Source organism: Geminocystis sp. M7585_C2015_104, assembly GCA_015295805.1.
Taxonomy (GTDB): domain Bacteria; phylum Cyanobacteriota; class Cyanobacteriia; order Cyanobacteriales; family Cyanobacteriaceae; genus DVEF01.
The window spans coordinates 1-17779 of sequence record DVEF01000019.1 but is presented as its reverse complement, the minus strand read 5'-3'; the positions used below and the strand labels follow the sequence as shown (position 1 = coordinate 17779).

Annotated in this window: 15 protein-coding genes and 1 tRNA gene; 6 read left to right on the top strand and 10 right to left on the bottom strand. The window is 44.8% G+C overall.

The window, feature by feature from the left end:
• Nucleotides 1-694 precede the first annotated feature (694 nt).
• The 3 genes from IGQ44_02385 to IGQ44_02375 form a co-directional block, all read right to left on the bottom strand.
• A complete protein-coding gene (locus IGQ44_02385; GenBank protein HIK36826.1) occupies nt 695-1519 on the bottom strand; it encodes an EamA family transporter in 825 nt (274 codons plus the stop codon).
• A 3-nt stretch (nt 1520-1522) separates the two neighbouring features.
• Nucleotides 1523-2353 carry a hopanoid biosynthesis-associated protein HpnK gene (gene hpnK / locus IGQ44_02380; GenBank protein ID HIK36825.1) on the bottom strand — a complete coding sequence of 277 codons (831 nt, stop codon included), beginning with the start codon at nt 2351-2353 and terminating at the stop codon, nt 1523-1525.
• Between the two features lie 528 nt (nt 2354-2881).
• Nucleotides 2882-2965, bottom strand: a tRNA-Leu gene (locus tag IGQ44_02375).
• A 418-nt stretch (nt 2966-3383) separates the two neighbouring features.
• Here IGQ44_02375 and IGQ44_02370 point away from each other — a divergent pair.
• The 5 genes from IGQ44_02370 (at nt 3384) to IGQ44_02350 (ending at nt 7000) form a co-directional block, all read left to right on the top strand.
• Entirely contained in the window at nt 3384-3731 is a 348-nt protein-coding gene (locus IGQ44_02370) for a DUF4870 domain-containing protein (protein ID HIK36824.1), read from the top strand.
• A 330-nt stretch (nt 3732-4061) separates the two neighbouring features.
• Entirely contained in the window at nt 4062-4625 is a 564-nt protein-coding gene (locus IGQ44_02365) for a hypothetical protein (protein ID HIK36823.1), read from the top strand.
• Nucleotides 4626-4633: 8 nt separating this feature from the next.
• Nucleotides 4634-5434 (top strand): ABC transporter ATP-binding protein, encoded by an 801-nt coding sequence (locus IGQ44_02360; GenBank protein HIK36822.1) that lies wholly within the window; start codon nt 4634-4636, stop codon nt 5432-5434.
• Between the two features lie 47 nt (nt 5435-5481).
• On the top strand, nt 5482-6771 hold the full coding sequence (locus IGQ44_02355; protein ID HIK36821.1) for an MCE family protein: 1290 nt from the start codon (nt 5482-5484) through the stop codon (nt 6769-6771).
• Between the two features lie 34 nt (nt 6772-6805).
• A complete protein-coding gene (locus IGQ44_02350) occupies nt 6806-7000 on the top strand; it encodes a hypothetical protein (GenBank protein HIK36820.1) in 195 nt (64 codons plus the stop codon).
• A 54-nt stretch (nt 7001-7054) separates the two neighbouring features.
• Here IGQ44_02350 and IGQ44_02345 read toward each other — a convergent pair whose 3' ends face one another.
• Nucleotides 7055-8506 carry a glycosyl hydrolase family 57 gene (locus IGQ44_02345; GenBank protein HIK36819.1) on the bottom strand — a complete coding sequence of 484 codons (1452 nt, stop codon included), beginning with the start codon at nt 8504-8506 and terminating at the stop codon, nt 7055-7057.
• 206 nt (nt 8507-8712) lie between these two features.
• On the opposite strand from IGQ44_02345, the gene IGQ44_02340 reads away from it, so the two are divergent.
• Complete coding sequence (locus IGQ44_02340) at nt 8713-9321, top strand: pyridoxamine 5'-phosphate oxidase family protein (protein HIK36818.1); 609 nt, start codon at nt 8713-8715, stop codon at nt 9319-9321.
• Here IGQ44_02340 and IGQ44_02335 read toward each other — a convergent pair.
• From IGQ44_02335 to IGQ44_02310, 6 genes are all read right to left on the bottom strand, one after another.
• Entirely contained in the window at nt 9318-10991 is a 1674-nt protein-coding gene (locus IGQ44_02335; protein ID HIK36817.1) for a transglutaminase, read from the bottom strand. The genes IGQ44_02340 and IGQ44_02335 overlap by 4 nt on opposite strands.
• Nucleotides 10992-11097: 106 nt before the next feature.
• Nucleotides 11098-12204, bottom strand: a complete 1107-nt coding sequence (locus tag IGQ44_02330) for an ABC transporter permease (protein ID HIK36816.1) — start codon at nt 12202-12204, stop codon at nt 11098-11100.
• 8 nt (nt 12205-12212) lie between these two features.
• A complete protein-coding gene (gene purD, locus IGQ44_02325; protein ID HIK36815.1) occupies nt 12213-13481 on the bottom strand; it encodes a phosphoribosylamine--glycine ligase in 1269 nt (422 codons plus the stop codon).
• Nucleotides 13482-13645: 164 nt separating this feature from the next.
• Nucleotides 13646-14353 (bottom strand): ATP-dependent Zn protease, encoded by a 708-nt coding sequence (locus IGQ44_02320; GenBank protein HIK36814.1) that lies wholly within the window; start codon nt 14351-14353, stop codon nt 13646-13648.
• An 87-nt stretch (nt 14354-14440) separates the two neighbouring features.
• On the bottom strand, nt 14441-16360 hold the full coding sequence (gene mnmG / locus IGQ44_02315; GenBank protein HIK36813.1) for a tRNA uridine-5-carboxymethylaminomethyl(34) synthesis enzyme MnmG: 1920 nt from the start codon (nt 16358-16360) through the stop codon (nt 14441-14443).
• A gap of 108 nt (nt 16361-16468) precedes the next feature.
• The gene (locus IGQ44_02310; protein HIK36812.1) at nt 16469-17701 is read right to left on the bottom strand and encodes a GAF domain-containing sensor histidine kinase; all 1233 of its coding nucleotides are present in this window, start codon (nt 17699-17701) and stop codon (nt 16469-16471) included.
• Nucleotides 17702-17779: the final 78 nt, after the last annotated feature.

The window sequence follows — 17779 nt, the reverse complement described above, 5'->3', positions numbered from 1 at the left end:
TTACATTATAACTATCATAATTGGAAGGCTGATTTGTTTTGAGGCGTCATGGCAGTCTGTGGTGGAATATTGACTACTGCACTTACTGTTACAGTGTAAGTCTAATTTTCTAACGTATCAGGGGTTATCTGGGGGTTGTCTGGAAAGTATACCATCACTTTGAGTTTGGCCATGGGTTTTTTATTCTCACACCTGGCCTTGATTTCTATTACCTCTGTCGTGTTATAATCCACACTATCTTCTTCGTGGAATTACAGCCTACAATCCATTATATTTACACTTGGGCTGGCTAAGTCCATTGCCGGAATCAACTATTTGTATTCTCTTTGTCATTGTTATAGTCTTCTCCCCCCCGAAGCGATTATATTAATACATTTGGCTAATAGGTTTTTTTGTATTTTTCCCCTCGTCACATCTTGAGATAATTTTTTTCTCTATCAAGACTATCAATGCCTTCTGAGAAGGGCTATTTTAAAATAAAAAACCAGGGTCCAATGTAGCACCAAAAGTATCATAAAAAACAAATAAAACTGTAACTACAGCAATCTGCATTCTAAAATCAGGGAGCTTTAAATTCAAAATAAACAGAAACGAAGGGATAAAATAGAGTATTATTGGACCAGATGATGATTTATAAGCTCGAAGAGGGGGGACGATAGTAAAATTTGTGGTTAAAACTGACGACATTGAAAAACTAACTGACGGACAAAATCATAACACCGGCTACAATAAGAGTGATGCCAAACCAACGCAATCTGCTGACTCTTTCCCCCAGGAGATATTTTGCGGCCAGAATTGTTACAAGATAACCAAGGGCACTAGCGGGACGTACTAAACTTAAATCATCCCAACTTAAAAGGGAAATGAACAAGAAGAGGGCTAATGCCTGACATAGAACTGCTACAATGACATAAAAATTGGTGGCAATTTGAAGCAGCCAACGGGAGATTTCAGCTAAAGAAAAAGAGGCAGGGGGGGTGATTAGTCTCATTCCCTTGGCATTGAGTAAATCTCCACAACTGTCGGCTAATACCATCACGATTACACCTAACCAAAAAGGAGAGAAGAAGTTAGTAGGAATAAACAACAAAAATAGGGGCAGAAGGCTGGAGGATTTGTTGGCAGCCAAAAGAGACTTCCTCCTCAGATACTCACTATAACCAACAATAAAAACCCCGACGGAAATCAATAAAGTGGCAAACCAACGCAATGGTGTTATGATTTCTCCTAACAGCAGCCAAGCCAATAAAGCATTTATCACATAACTGGAAGCATGAATGGGCAAAACATAACTCAAATCCATCTTGGAAACAGCAAAAAGATAAATAAACCAGGAAACGGTAAGGCTGCCTAAACCCATATAAAACCAAATAGAAGTGAGGAGATAGTATATAACGGCAAACACTGCGGCGGGGGAAAAGGAAGTGACTTCCCCATATAATTTCATCGCCTGACTGAGGCAAACATCCCCTAAAACCTGAGTGATTACCAAAACAAATAAGAGTAAGATGTTAAACACTCCTTAATCCCCCCTCTCCCCCAACTGCCAATAATTAACCAGAGTAAAACCCTCTGAGACTAACATATCTTTTACCCTCTGACTACATAAAGCCGCAAACTCCCTGTCGTCTTGCCTCTGGGGATGAAAATAAATCTCATTGGTAGTGGTTTTTATCTGTGGAAGCAACCCCAACAAATAAGATTCTGTCATGTGTCCCGTTTGTAGCAAACCATATACCCGCTCAAGCCATCTAATACCGCTTCCAGCAAGTTGTCTCTCATTGTATTTCCTCAGGAGAGTAAAGATGTTGGCATATATTGCCTTCAACCCCAGATTACTAGAGTCGAGGCGAAGAGTATAATGCAATTCTTCTAGAGGTAGACGAATAAATCTAATGGGATACTCTTTTGCCAATTCTACCAGAATGTTAATGACAACAGGATGACAGTGGAGATGTAAATGGCCATCTATATGAGACAATGGAAGACCAGTTTCAATAAATCTATCCAATTGTGCTTTAATTTCCAGCTTTAATTCCTCCCTGGCAGCAGCAATAAACTGATAACGCAAGCCGGCAACAGTAGGATTATTAGGGAAATTCCCGCTACAGTCAACCAGATGAGGGATTTGAGAGGGAGGAAGAATCGACTTGCCACAACACAAAACTAAGTGTAAACCCACTCCCAGGCTGGGATTATTTTTAGCAAGCTTCACTGCCTCCTCCACACCCTCCCCCGATACCATTAAACTGGTACTAGTTACGATTCCTTGACGATGGGCGGCTATAATTGTCTCATTTACCTCCTCACAAATCCCAAAATCATCAGCATTTACTATCAGATACTTCCCCATCAGTTTTTCCAGGTAACTTCTTGTTTTCACCTTTTTTCCAACCAGTCAAAATTCTACCAAGCCTTTTGTCTTAAAACCTCAATTTTTCTCCCTGATGTTGGTGTTGGCACAATTGCTACCACAGTTGAATAAAGATTGAATATGCCCTAGCAGGGGAATAAAAGTATTGCAATAAACAACTAGTAGATGACTAGTCTTGTTGCTGTTGCCTGCCGGGAAATTTAACTATAAAAACCAGTTTACTTTGGACTGACTTTAGTTTAGACTAGAAAACACAAGGGGGATTGGGGGTGTCATCCTTGTAGTAGTTTATTCTTTCACAGGCCCCTGCTTAGTAATACAAGTGGGGAGGCACTCTCATTTTCCGTAGAAACAACCGCCTCCACGGGTAGCACATTTTCGGGTTTTTGGCAAGGAATGTGAAGAGGTATTTGGAGGGGGAGTTTTATTATCCCCGTCACCCCATCCCCCTGACAGTGTTGTCCGGGTTATCCCTTAAACCCTTTGAGTTTCGGGGGGCATCAAATATGCGGAACTCGGGACTCGAACCCGAAAGTTCTTGCGAACACTAGAACCTGAATCTAGCGCGTCTACCAATTCCGCCAGTTCCGCTTACCCATTACCTTATTCTAGCGCATTTATTAGAAAACTGGTAGTCTTTTTTGGTAGTAACCCCCCCTTTGGTTGGGTTGCGGGCGTTTTAGTTTACACCAGAAGTCCTAACAGTATCTTTTGCTACGAACGCAGTTTGAAATGGTACACGGAAAGACAAATTGAAAGAATGTTAGTTTTAAAAAGGTGTTTGTTATCCAGTCAAGGCAAGTCTACCAGTTTATAATCATAACCTGTCACCGACAATGCCATAGGGAAGGGGGGGCAACGGGAAGCACCAACAGCAACCTGGTTGAGCTAAAGTTTCTTAAAAAATAAGTTGCGGCTTTAAAGAGACAGACTATAATACTGACAAAACAGCCCCTCTATATAGGCTAAGGCCCTAGTGAGTCATATTGTTATTTTGAACTCAAAAAAGATGATAAGCCCAACATATGACCCACAACAGCGTAAACTGCTTTCAATTGCTTGTCACGCTTCTCCACTGCTGAATTTTATAGTATTGCCAGTGTTTGTACCCATTGTAATAGTAGCAACCACCAATGATCCGATTGTCAAGGCTAATGCAAAAGAATCAATCAATTTTTTTATAAGTGTATTTATCTGGTATATCATTGCCGCCGTACTATGTCTCATCCTAATCGGGTTTTTATTGTTACCCTTGATAGGAATTATGAGTGTTGTCCTTCCCATTATTGCTATAATAGCAGTTCTGAAGAATCCTGACCAGCCATACCGTTATCCTTTTATATTCCGCCTATTCTAATTCCATTCTGACAAATTGGACTGCAAAACAAATACGTAAACAGTCCGATTTTTTTATTGTGTTTTTGTGGTGGAAGTTTCCATGGGGATGTCACGCTTTTTCAGTGGAAGACTAATTGGTTCAATCCATGCCCTGTTGTGAAGTTGTCTCGAGCTATAGTTGACAGACAAATAATAGACTTGTGGGAGGGAATTTTAAATTATAAATGTAGTTGTTAAATTGGTAGACATAACAGTGGAGTACATGACAAAGGGCAACGGAGAAACATAAAAAATTGTTACCCTATAATAATAGTTGGAATTGTCAATTCAATCACACTTAGTGGCTTTCATGTGTAGAAACAAAACAATTTTAGGCCTGTTAGTAGTCAGTGTATTTCTCGTAGGCTGCGATCGTCGGGCATTAGAGGGGTTGAATCTGAAAATCAATGCGGAAATAAAATCAGGATACGAGAAGGGAAAGGATACTGCTTCCCCCCAACCCCAACAACAATCCCAAACTGTCTCCCCCGGCAACAACGGAAATACTGAGGCTACTAGCGAAACCCCCCAGCAACAAGATAATGTCATCACCAGTCAGCCAAAGGGGAATAACAAGACTTCTTCAGACAAGACAGATGAAGCTGCCTCCCCCCCATCACCGTCGCCAGGGGGTTTTGCTGAGAAGTCGGAGTCGGAATCACCACAAGTGCAGGTGAAGGTAAAAGAAAGTGATCCAGATGCCCCCATGCCTTTTAAAGAAATACCAGAATGTTCGCCGGCAGGCATCACCGCCAAGACTAATGAAATCTTCTATGCCAGAAACCCCCAAATCAAGTCTATTGATCCGAAAAATCCAGAACAGATGAGACAATGGAAGGAGATTTATGCCCAAGAGGCTCAAAAATGCCAGTAGATACCACTATGAGTCAAGAGGAAAGAATACCACTGGTGGAATTGCGGGGGGTATCCAAGGCATTTGGGGATAGGGTTATCCTCAAGGGGGCCAATTTGAAGATATATGAGGGGGATGCTCTTGTCATTATAGGCCCAAGTGGCTCAGGAAAATCCACAATACTACGACTTATTGCTGGCTTGCTTGCCCCCGATGAGGGGGAGATTTACATCAAGGGGCAAAAGCGAGAGGGTTTAATTGAGGATAGTGATGAGCCCATTCGTATTAGCATGGTGTTTCAACAAGCAGCACTGTTTGACTCCCTCACAGTAAGGGAGAATGTGGGTTTCTATCTCTATCAACACTCTAAACTGGACGAGGGCACCATAGCTAAGTTGGTGGATGAGGTGTTGGAAAAGGTGGGCCTGTCGCCGGAAATAGCCGAGCTTTTACCAAGTCAACTGTCAGGGGGGATGCGAAAACGAGTCAGTTTTGCCCGCGCCATCATTTACAATCCGGAAAAACCGGGGGAAAGACCTAATGTTATCTTATATGATGAGCCTACTGCCGGTTTGGATCCCATTGCTTCTACGGTTGTCGAAGACTTAGTTACCTCTATCCATGGCCATTTGTGTGGGGATTGTGCCTATGTGATGGTGACACACCAGGAGAGTACTATTCGTCGGACTGGCAAAAGAGTGGCCTTTCTCTACGATGGCGCCATTCAGTGGGAGGGAGACATTACCGAAATTGACACCACAGATAATCCCCTAGTAAGACAGTTTTTCAGTGCCAGCACCCAAGGACCTATTAAAGTCATAAACTATTAGCTAAACTATTAAGGGAAATTATTAGAATGGGGGCTTCTGTTGCCAGTATGAGGCGCCACAGCAGACTATTTAGGGAGGGGTTGATTGGTTTATTTTTATTGGCTGGTTTAATTGCCTTTGGTATGATTATTTTTTTCCTAAGACAAAATCAACTAAGAGGCGGCAATTACCAGCTGAAGTTGCTGTTTGACAATGCCGGGGGTTTAAGAGAAGGCGCCAGGGTATTATACCGTGGAGTCGTGGTAGGTAGGATAAATACCATTCAACCTACCGCAAGTGGCGTAGAGGTTTTGGCAGAAATAGACAGGGGGTTGGCAATACCCAAAAATGTGGAAGTTTCCACCACCCGCTCGGGTTTACTGGGAGAGGTTAATGTTAATATTACCCCTCTTGAAGCTCTGGAGGGGACACAAAAGGTTGGCCCCCTAGATGAGGATTGTAAACAAAAAGGACTGATTTTGTGTAACGGCCAAGAGATTGCCGCTAAAGCCTCCCCCGACTTCACAGAAAGTTTAGCCCGTTTGGCAGAGGGTTTGGACAACCAGAAGGTCTTAGAAAACCTAAATCAGACTATTCTCAAAGCCAATAAAGCCCTAGACGAATTCACTCTTTTGTCTAAGGAAGTAACCAAGACTACTAAAATCCTGACAAGGGAAATGGAGTCTGTTGCCAAAAGTGTCAATGAGAATTTGGAGAAACTGGGCAAAACTGCCAATGTCATTACCACTACCGCCCAATCCCTTTCCCAAACTACCCAAACTGTGGGGGATACTGCTAATACCCAACTACAACGATTGGGAAGTGAATATGGCGCCCTTGCCATTCAATTGAAAACTTTGACTATCAATGTCAATAAGCTTATCAATGATAATAAGAATGAGTTGCAAAAAGTTCTGGGGAATGTGGCTCAACTGACGGAAACCACCAATAGTCTACTATCACGGGTGGAGGGAAAAGATGTGGCTCGAATAAGCAAAAATCTGAGTCAGATAAGCGATAACTTGGTTAAAATCAGCAACGACCTGACAACTGTTTCCGCCCAGTTGAACAATCCTGCTACCCTTGTAACCCTCCAGCAGACTTTGGACTCGGCGAGGGTGACCTTTGCCAACACCGCTAAGATTACCTCTGACATAGAAGAGTTCACAGGAGATCCCCAATTCAAACGCAATCTAAGAAGGCTGATTGACGGTTTGAGCAATCTTGTTTCCTATACTGACCTACTGGAAAAACAAGTAGAATTGGCAATAACCCTACAACAGTTGGAGAAAAACAGTTTTGCCCATCTACCCCCAAACTTTTTAACCGTAAACTCTTATAGTCAACGCCCCGATTGATACAATAGGGACTGTCATTGTCATGGGGGAGAGTATGAATAGCAATACTAATAGTAATACTGACAACTCAAAAGGTGCCATTAGGGAGAAAATAAAGTCCATTGCCGAGAAGAGAGAGGTATTAGTCCAACTGTTAGAATTACCCCTTGGGGATTTACGTTTGGATGTAAGTCAGGCTTTGGAGGAATTGGACGAACTTTTGCAACAACTTAATGAAACTTTTTCCTAACATCTCCAGGCCCTCAGAGGGCCTATGTAGGCCCTCACATGAGATTAGGGACTTCTATTGGCACAATTCAATGCCGCGGCGATACAATTGTTGGGCGTATTCCGTCCATTTGCCCTGGCCCCAATAACGGAAACAACTGGTTTGTACCAGCAGGTTGTACAATAGGGCCTGTTGATACTCCCTGGTTTTAGTGTAGCCAGGATTTTGTGCCACGAGGGGATCAAATTTCTCATGGAATTTAGCACTAAGTTCATTCATGGGGCCTAAAACGTTCTCGTAACCCCGTACCCAACTGATATTATTGGTCCAAGATGCCCCCTCCATGTGAAAACGGGGATCTTCTTTTTTCAACTCCTCGATGGCTTTCTCTACATTTTCCGGGGTAATGTTATCCCCCACCTTGGCCCAAATCCTGTGTTGTCCCACCGGCTGACAGACAGGATAGTCTTCTGGTTTGACACCCAGGGATTCCACCAGCTCGATATACTCAGTGCCATTCAACCCCACTACCCCTTCAAAATTGTCGCGGATTTGATACCACACGGGATGGAAGGCGCCGGGATACTCATTCATCATCACACCACCATTTTCCCCGTCGGCAATCTGGGTGACACAGGAGGGGACAGACACATCGCCTATATTCTGTCTGCCCCTTCCCTTGGCCTCATAGTAGGGTTGCATTTGTGCTACGAGTTTAGTATCCGAGCCCTGAGTTTTGATCAAGGCAGTGATACTGATTTCCTCTCCCTTGGAATTGCGTGCCACTAGTCTATTGGGAATATACTTGTCGTCGTGGCGTAAACCAGAGCCATCAAGACGTTCTACGGAGTGTTCCTGTACTAGCAACCACCTATAACTACATTCCTTTAGGGCTTTAATATACTCATAGGCGGTATCGGGATGGTTAGGCAGATGCATTTCTGGTGGTGAGAAGCCCTTTACCCTCCTGAGGGCATCTTCCCCGAAAATGGAGGCAAAATGATGTTGCCAGGCCAGCATATGTAGCTTCAAATCGGGGATTGGCGTTGAGGGGGCCACTGCATGGGACCACATAGTCCCCAGCCATTCCACATACACATGATAGCGGGGATCACAAGTGATTTTTTTCAGATTGTCGAGGATGTCATGGCGATTCATCTGCTGGAATCCCCATAACAAGTTACCCGAGTAGTCTAACATGATTCGGGGATTACAACCGTTGTTGACCAACTCGGGGATGAAGTCTCCCATACGACGATAGCACCAGGTGAAGGGGCCGGCATTATGGTTGTCGCCCTCGTGGGGGTGTTCAAACATGTACTGAAGATTGGATATTAGGGCTCCATTTGGTCCTGCCGGGATTATTGGTTGGTGCATGTGGAGGGCACAGGCGAATCCAGAACGGATTTTATTGGGGTCTATGTTGGTGATGGGCAAATATACTGGCTCAGAGTGGTTAACAATGGACAATATTCTCTCCTCTTCGCCGGCGATGGGGGGAATGTCTACTATGGTGTAGGTGGTCATTTTTTCTCCCAATTTTCTAATTACAAACCCTAAATATTTTCCCTCTTTTCTACCTAATTTTAACTTATTTTTTCCCCAAAAATTTTCTAAGTTTTTCTAAGTTAATTAAACATTTTTTACTTTGGCTTTACAAAATTCCCTTTTGGGTGTAGGGGAACAGGAAATGGTAGAATTAAAAACAATTGTTGTTTTTCTAAGTAGTATCGATGTGTGAGGAAATAGCACCTTGGCGTCCCGTCCTGGAGAAAGCCCTAAGGCGAAATCGGGAAGTAAATCACAGTAAATATATACAGCTAGCTACAGTAACTGCCCAGGGTTATCCGGCTAATAGGACAGTGGTGTTTAGGGGGTTTTTAGAAAATACTAATTATCTGCAAATGGTTACGGACAAAAGGAGTCAAAAGTACGAGGATTTAAAAATAAATCCCATGGCAGAGATATGTTGGTACTTTACAAAAACTAGGGAACAATTTAGAATCAGGGGGGTGGTAAGAATAGTAGAAGAGTTGGGGGATGACAGTAATGTGGGGCAGGAGGAGATAAGACCTTACTTGGAAGCGAGAAGAAAAGCGTGGGAGAATTTGAGTGACAATGGTAAGGAACAGTTTTTTTGGCCTACACCCGGAAAAGAGAGAAAGAAAAAATGGGATTGGGGCGATTGGAAAGCAGAGGCCACAGCAACGCCGGCCAACTTTTGTTTGTTGCTATTACAACCACTATTGGTGGACCATTTACAGTTAAGGGGCAACCCTCAAAATCGTTACATTTACACTCTCAAGGGGGGAAAATGGGAGTGGCAAGAGGTTAATCCCTAGTAAGGGGGCAATTCTTCCAGGATGGTAAAATAGATATGGTTGATGGCTAGTCTGCCGATGGTAGTTACTTCCCTACTGACGTATTCCCCCTCACTTTTGAGGGTTTCAAAGGGGACGTCTTTTGCCATTTCCATATGATACCATGCCAAGCCCATAAAGAAACGACTGGGATAGGCCACACAATCTTCTATGTCATCTGGGTTGGATTCCATGGGTAGCCAGCCGATGCCGGGGAGATAAAACTCCATCCACACATGATTGAATTGCGGTATAAGGGGAACTCCAAAATGTAGTACTTGTTGACGAGGGCATTTATAGCGGCCGACAGTCCGACAGGCAATACCATTAAGACGGGACAGGGCCAATAACACCCCCAGATACTCGCCACAAGAGCCAACTCCCCTTTTCAACACAATGTCAGGGGGATCGATGTAGGATTTCATGCCATATCTCAAATGGTCGTATACGTAGTTGCGGATGTTATACATTTTGCGGAGAATGTTAGTCTCGTTGCCCCCGGCTTCTTCTGCCGCCCGTAGTACAATATCTGTACTCATGGCTAGATTGTCGTCATCGATGAGATATTTGTCTTCATACTCGGGGGGAAGAGGGGGTAGATTTTCACAATCAAGAGGCCTGTATTGGTATTTAATACTCCATACTTCCAGAATAGCCCGCCAACCAAAGATATGACGGCTGTGGGGGTTTAATTCTGGAAATCTAAACAGGGCCACCTTTTGACCCTCATATTCTTCTATCACAAAGGGGATGCCGACGGGTTCAATATTTTTAACCCTTTGCCTGGGACTTTCTGTGGGGAGTGCTATTCGCCATTCCACGTCCTTTAAGGTAACATAGTCCAATGGTGAGATTTCCTCCAAATAGGTCATTTCTATGAGAAAACCGTTGGAGAGGGTATATTTGTTGTCTGGGAAGTATTTAAAATAGAGGGGGTGGATAAAAGTACGAGGACGATAGGCCAGTTCGTGACTTGGGTCACTATTAGGATTATCGCGGATATAGGGCTCCTGGTCACTATAGGCCACATACAAAACGTGGTGGGCAGTTTTACTGTCCCTTAAAAAACCTAGGGCGCTAGGGTGTTCAAAGGGGGTGATAATACTATACTTGGTCTCGCCGGTAGCCCTATCCATACAGTATACTGTTTGTTCTATGTTGTCACACACCCACAGTTCATTCCCCCTGACGGTAATGTTTTCCACCCCTACTCCTGGGGCATTAAATTTAGTAATCATTTCCCCTTCCAGGGAGTAGACATAGATGTACCCTGCCCTTTCGCTGGTAATATAAACTGTTTTGTCGAGGATGGCGATACCGTTGGCGGGATAGGGTATAGAAAAACAAATACGGGGTTTAGTAGTCAGGGTCAATTTTCCCCCCTGCCATTCTATCTCACAGTGGTATATGTATTCCTGACAGGTGAACCAAAGTTGATGGGGGGTAAGAGATAAACCCCTGGCGCCTATGAAATCTTCCCAGAAGGAGTGGTTAACGATTCTGGTGTCATTATTGAAGGGATTAACCTGTAATAGATAGCCATTACGAGAGTCGAGAGCAATAAGAGTATCATTTTTAAAGACAATGCCATCAATGGATTTAGCCACCAGGGGGCGAATAGTGGGGTATAATCGGGAGTGTTTTTGGGACATGTTGTTTTTTCTAGTGGTACTGGCTTTTTGTTATAAATAGCAGAATCTGCCTACATGGATGTGCTTGTGGTGAACATTTCCAACAATGGGGTTTAAAAAATGGGAATTAGGATTTGGGATCCAAAGCATCTCGTAAACCGTCACCCACCAGGTTGAAACACAAAACCGTCAGGACTATTAGGAAAGCCGGGGGATAGACTAACCACGGTTGCAACACCAGGATAGAGGCATTGGTAGAAACAGAGAGAAGATTGCCCCAACTGGGATCAGGTTGCTGGATACCCAAACCAATCAAACTCAATACCGATTCTGCAATTATGAAACTGGGGATGGAGAGCGTAGCAGATATAATTACATAAGTAGAGGTCTGAGGCAAAATATGGCGGAGGATGATATAAAAAGGACTGGCCCCCAAAGCCTTGGCCGCTAAGACGAATTCCTGTTCCCTAATGGCTAAAACCTGTCCACGGATAATCCTAGCCAAACCAGACCAACTGATGAAGGAAGTGATAATGACTATTAGCAAAAATCTAGTGCCACTGCTAAGACTGGGGGGTAAGACGGCGGCAAGGGTGACTAGAAGGTATATGCCGGGGATAGTCATCAAAACCTCAAGGAAACGCATGATGATGTTGTCTATAATGCCGCCAAAATAACCAGCTATGCCACCAACAATCATCCCCAGGGGAAAAGAGATAAGAATGCCAAAAATCCCAATAAACAGACTAATCCTACCCCCATGTAGCAGACGACTGAATTCATCCCTCCCCTGTTCGTCTGTACCCAAAAGATTTAATCTCCCCTCCCCTATAGTGCCAAACAAACGCCGATTTACCAGAAAGCCGGGGAAGATTTCTACTTCCTCAAAGCGGGGTGGTAGGGGTATTTTCACCTGCCAGAGACGATAGGGTTTGGTTTTGACAAACAGCCTAATGGGGGAGGGCTTGCTATAGTCAACCTCCAATAGTCTCTCCCCCGTTTCCAGATCAGTTTTGCCGGCAGTGGTGGGATATACATGGGGTCCAATCCATTTTCCCTGTTGGTCATACCAGTAAATCTTGGTAGGGGGCAGTAAGGAGGCATTTTCCACCTGTTCATAGGGATCATAAGGCGCTATAAAGTCTGCCCCAATGGCTGAAATATATAGAAAAACCAGTATAATAAAACCCAGTTTTGCTAGGGAATTATCCTTTAGTCTTTGCCACCAGTCCATAGTAGAATTTATCGGCGGGACAATACACGATGGCCAATATCGCGACGATAGTACATATCTGGGAAATGTATTTTAGCCACTGCCCTATAGGTCAAGTCTATAGCTTCCTGGAGGGTATTTCCCTTACCAGTGACGCCTAATACCCTGCCCCCGTCGGTAAGCAACTGGCCATTTACTAGTTTAGTGCCGGCATGGAATACCACCACTCCCTCTTTTTCCGCCAAGTCTATGCCGGTGATTACATCCCCCTTGCGATAACTGCCAGGATAGCCACCGGCTGCCAGGACAACACACACGGCAAAACCGTCGTCCCATTGTAGGGGTGGCAACCCGGCCAGTCGTTTTTCTGTACAAGCCAAAAGGACATCCGCCAGGGGAGTTTTGAGCAGGGATAAGACTGCCTGGGTTTCCGGATCACCAAAGCGACAGTTAAACTCTAATACTTTAGGATTACCCTCAGGAGTAATCATCAAGCCGGCATATATGACACCCACATAATCAATATTGTATTTCTGCAACTGGGTTAAAGCCGGTTGTAGTATTTCTTCATACACCCGTTTGGACAGGTTTTCATTCAGAATGGGGGTGGGGGCATATGCGCCCATGCCGCCGGTATTAGCACCAGTATCCCCCTCGCCAATTTGTTTATGGTCTTGAGAAGGGATAAGGGGGCGAATGGTGTTGCCGTCAGTAACAGCCAATACAGAAACCTCTTGTCCAGTGAGGAATTCTTCTATTACCAGTTTAGAAAATTGCTGGTCGAACAGATAGTCTACTGCCCCCAATGCCTCTGTTTCTGTTTTTGCCACAATTACCCCCTTGCCGGCAGCCAAGCCATCAGCCTTGACGACAATAGGGGCTCCTTGTTGACGAATATAGGCTTTTGCCGACTCCCTATCACTAAAAACCGCACTGGAGGCGGTGGGGATGCCCGCCTCTTTTATCAACTCCTTTGCCCAGGATTTACTAGCCTCAATCATTGCCCCTTGACGGGAAGGCCCAAATACTCTTATGCCATGGGGTTGGAGGTAGTCAGCGATTCCCAGAGACAGGGGCAATTCCGGGCCTACTACTACCAATTCTATCCCCTTTTCCCTAACTAGTTGCAAAATAGAAGCAAAATCGTTTACAGCAATAGGGACATTTTCACAGTTTTCTAGCAAAGCAGTGCCACCATTGCCAGGGGCACAAAATATCTTTTCTACCGTAGGAGATTGTAACAGTTTCCAGGCTAGGGCGTGTTCTCTGCCGCCATTGCCCACTACTAGTACTTTCACTTTTATCTTCTGTTGTCTTGTCTTGTTGTCAATTCCAGTTTTTGAATCATATCATTAATTGTCACTGCTGGTGGGGCAGGGGATGGGAATTAGGGATGGTGGGGGCAATTGGGTTTTTTTTCAAGGGTTTTTATTTAAAAATTTCCTGTACACTCTTTTATTATTTAAACAACTGATTCAGACTTTTTGCTGCCAAGATTTTGACGAATGATTTCTTGGCATTCAGCTACAGGTAGGCGTTTTTTCATTGCTTCCACCAGGGCTAGGTAAGCAGAAAAATTTTCCTTTATAAGATTTTTGGCCTTCAATACAGCCATCCTTTGTTCCAGCTTTAACTGGTTAATATCTAAGCCTAAATCTCGATATATTGATAACATTTGCTTTCGGTCGTCCTCGCCGCCCAAAATGTTTTTATAAATTACATCTTCGGCTGCAATTCCAGCCATTAGCACCACGGATATTTTCTCTATTTGAAGGAGCAACTCCCTGAGGTTATATTTAGTTTTGTCCACAAAAGGAGTAAAATCAAGAACTACCCCAGCAGCGCCATCCTGGCCATTTTTAAAAGCCTCCCAGGGAGAGAGAGTATAACCAGAAACGGGGATTTGATACAGGTATGCAGTGAGAAAATGGCCCGCCTCGTGGTAGATAATTCTCTCCTTTTGTTGTGGAAAAGCCAGGGAATTCAATAATAAATTGGTGCCCTGATTTTTCCATGCCAAGGTGTCAACGGTGACCAAGCCTAAAAGCAGAAAGGTAATGAAGGCGGGTAGGGTGGGAGGTATGTGAAAAACAGGCCCAAGGAGGGTCAAAATGGTAATGATAAACACCATGATGGCCAGGAGATTCAATCCCACTTCTTCTCGTTGCATAGGCTTTATTGTTAAAAGTATTGTTAAGAATTGTGTATTTGTTTCTCATATTAACCAAAAATCCCCTGGGTGTGGGTGGAAGATGGACTAACCGACTTGGGAGAGAGACTGGGATTGGAATCTTTGTACTTCGAGATATACAATAAGGGCGTTGATGTCAGCGGGGTTAACACCACCAATACGGGAAGCCTGGCCAATGGTAAGAGGTTTGACCTTGTTGAGTTTTTCCCGGGCTTCCATGGAGAGGGTGGGGATTTTCATATAGTCCAGGTTGGGAGGCAATGGACGATTGCTGTGACGGGTAATTTGTTCAATTTGCAACTGTTGTCGTCTGAGATAGCCGGCATATTTTATTTCAATTTCCGCACATTCTCTCTCCCACTGATTCAATTGGGGATTGTGAAGATTATACTTTTCTAGATGCTCATAGTGGAAACCAGGACGACGCAACAAATCGGCGAGGGTGATGGAGCCCTTGATTTTCTGTTGGGTTTCCTCTTGTATTCTTTGGGCTATTTCGTCCCTTTCCCGAATTCTGACGGTGTTTAGTCTTTCCAGTTCGGCTTTTATTCTTTCTCGTTTGCCCATGTATATCTGCCAACGACGGTCGTCTATCAACCCAATTTCTCTTCCCAGGGGAGTGAGACGGGCATCAGCATTATCGGAGCGGAGGGTTAGACGATATTCAGAGCGGGATGTTAACATGCGATAGGGCTCTCTTAAATCTTTAGTACACAAGTCATCAATAAGAGTACCAATATAACTCTGTTCTCGGGGAAGGACAATCATTTCCTTGCCTTGGACAAAACGGGCGGCATTGATACCGGCTACAATACCCTGGGCGGCAGCTTCCTCATAACCGGTGGTGCCATTGATTTGCCCGGCAGCGAACAACCCTTCAATCTTTTTAGTCATCAGGGTGGGATAACACTGGGTGGCAGGCAGATAGTCATACTCTACTGCGTATGCTGGTCGTAACATCACACAATTCTCCAGTCCCGGAAGACTCTGAAGCATAGCCAGTTGTATGTTTTCTGGCAAGCCGGTGGAGAAGCCTTGAATGTACAACTCGGGGATATCTCTTCCCTCTGGTTCGATGAAGATTTGATGGCTTTCCTTGTCGGCGAAACGGACGATTTTGTCTTCTATGCTGGGACAGTAACGGGGGCCGACGGAGTCGATGAAACCGCCGTAGATGGGGGAGAGGTGGAGGTTGTCCTTGATAATCTGATGGGTTTTAGGGGTAGTGCGGGTGAGATAACAGTTCATTTGTTCCCTTTCCACCCACACTTCCGGATCGAAGCTAAACCAACGCACCTGTTCATCGGGGGGTTGTACTTCCATTTTACTAAAGTCCACAGTGCGTTTATCCACCCTAGCGGGGGTGCCAGTTTTCAGTCTTCCAGTTTCAAAACCCAAATCTCTGAGGGTATCCGTTAAGCCCACCGCTGCAAATTCCCCTGCCCTTCCCGCCGGCATAGATTTACTGCCAATCCAGATTCTCCCTCCCAAGAAGGTGCCCGTGGTTAGGATGACTGCCTTGGCGGCGAAACAGGTGCCAAAATAGGTTTGTACCCCGGCTATCTCATCGTTGTTGCCCAATATCAAATCAGTTACCATCCCCTCCCTGAGGAAGAGATTGGGCTGGTTTTCTAGGATACCTTTCATGATGGCGCTATATTCTCGCTTATCTGTTTGCGCCCTCAATGCCCACACCGCCGGCCCTTTTGAGCTGTTTAGTAACCTTTTTTGTAGATAGGTCCTATCGGCCATTTTACCGATTTCCCCCCCCAGAGCATCCACTTCATGAGTAAGCTGGGACTTAGCAGGGCCTCCCACGGCGGGGTTACAAGGTTGCCAGGCGATTTTGTCCAGGTTAAGGGTTAGCATGAGGGTGCGACAACCCAGTCTAGCAGTAGCCAAGGCCGCCTCACAACCCGCATGGCCACCACCAACCACTATGACATCAAAATGGTCTTGAAACTCCACTGGTAGTCTAATAGTCATATTCTGTCTCCCTTTGCCTATAAGAAATTTGCCAACAAACTAGTACTATGCTCCATTATGATGTATGGTACAACCTTAACAGGGCTGATGGCAGTCACCAGTGGCTTTTTAAACAGTAGTAGTTGGGACAGTGAAAGTGAAGGTGGTGCCAACTTTTGGGGAGGATTCCACCCAAATTTGGCCACCGTTTCTCTCTACAAACTCCTTACACAGCAACAATCCTAAGCCAGTGCCTCCCTCCCCATCAGTGCCCCTTGTACTCTTACAGCTTTCAAGGCGGAACAGATTTTTTAATTGTTCTTCTGTCATGCCCACTCCCGTATCTGTCACTGCCACCTGAACATAGTTTTCTTTCTTTTCCACTCTTATTTCCACCTTGCCCCCCCTTGGGGTGAATTTGATGGCATTAGTAACCAGGTTTTGGAGGGTAGAGAAGAGCATATTGCGGTCGGCATAGACAATAAAACTAGAGGTGACGGGGTGATAAGAGGTAGTAAGGGTGATATTCTTGTTCTTGGCACTGGTGGAGACGACGGCGGTAACCTCGCGGACAAGGGACACCAAATCAATAGATTCCGGGTTGCATCTTATCTTTCCCTGTTCCACCATGGCCCATTGTAACAAATTCTGTAGCAACTTATATGCTTTGTCCCCGGCTGTATATATATCTGAGGCGATTTCTGTAATTTCCTCACAGGTAAACATGGAGACACTAGTCCTCAACAAGTCTGCATAGCCGAGGATTGCCTGGAAGGGGGATTTCAAGTCATGGGCTATGATAGAAAAAAATTTATCCTTGGTGGCGTTGATTCGTTCCAATTCTTTGGCATATTCTTTTAGTCTCTTGAAAGCCAAACGCAATTCCAACTGGGTAACAACCTGTTTGGCGAGGATTTTGAGGGCCTTCAGCTGTTCATCTGTAAGGCGGCGGGGTTGGGAATCCACAGCACAAAGGGTGCCCAGGGGATAACCATCGGGGGTGATGAGAGGTGCGCCGGCATAAAAACGAATGTGGGGGGGATCTTGTACTACAAAAGGATTATCAGCGAAGCGTTCGTCTCTGCTAGCATCTTCCACCACCAAAATGTCGTCTTGGAGGATAGCATGGGCACAGAAGGCCAATTCTCGGGGGGTTTCGTTTACGTCCACACCCACTTTTGCTTTAAACCACTGACGATGACGATCTACCAGACTAATGAGGGCGATGGGAGTGCCGCAAATAGCCGAGGCCAGTTCTACAATTTCATCATAGGCCTTTTCAAACTCAGTATCGAGTATTTCGTAACGGTGTAAAGCCGCCAGTCTTTCTTCTTCTTTTGGGTGTGGAGGCGGAATCTTCATTGTGACTTCCCGGAGTGTCCTAGCTCGGTTTATGGCTGTTATCAGTACCCATACATTGTAGCAGAAAGCCGATTGTGG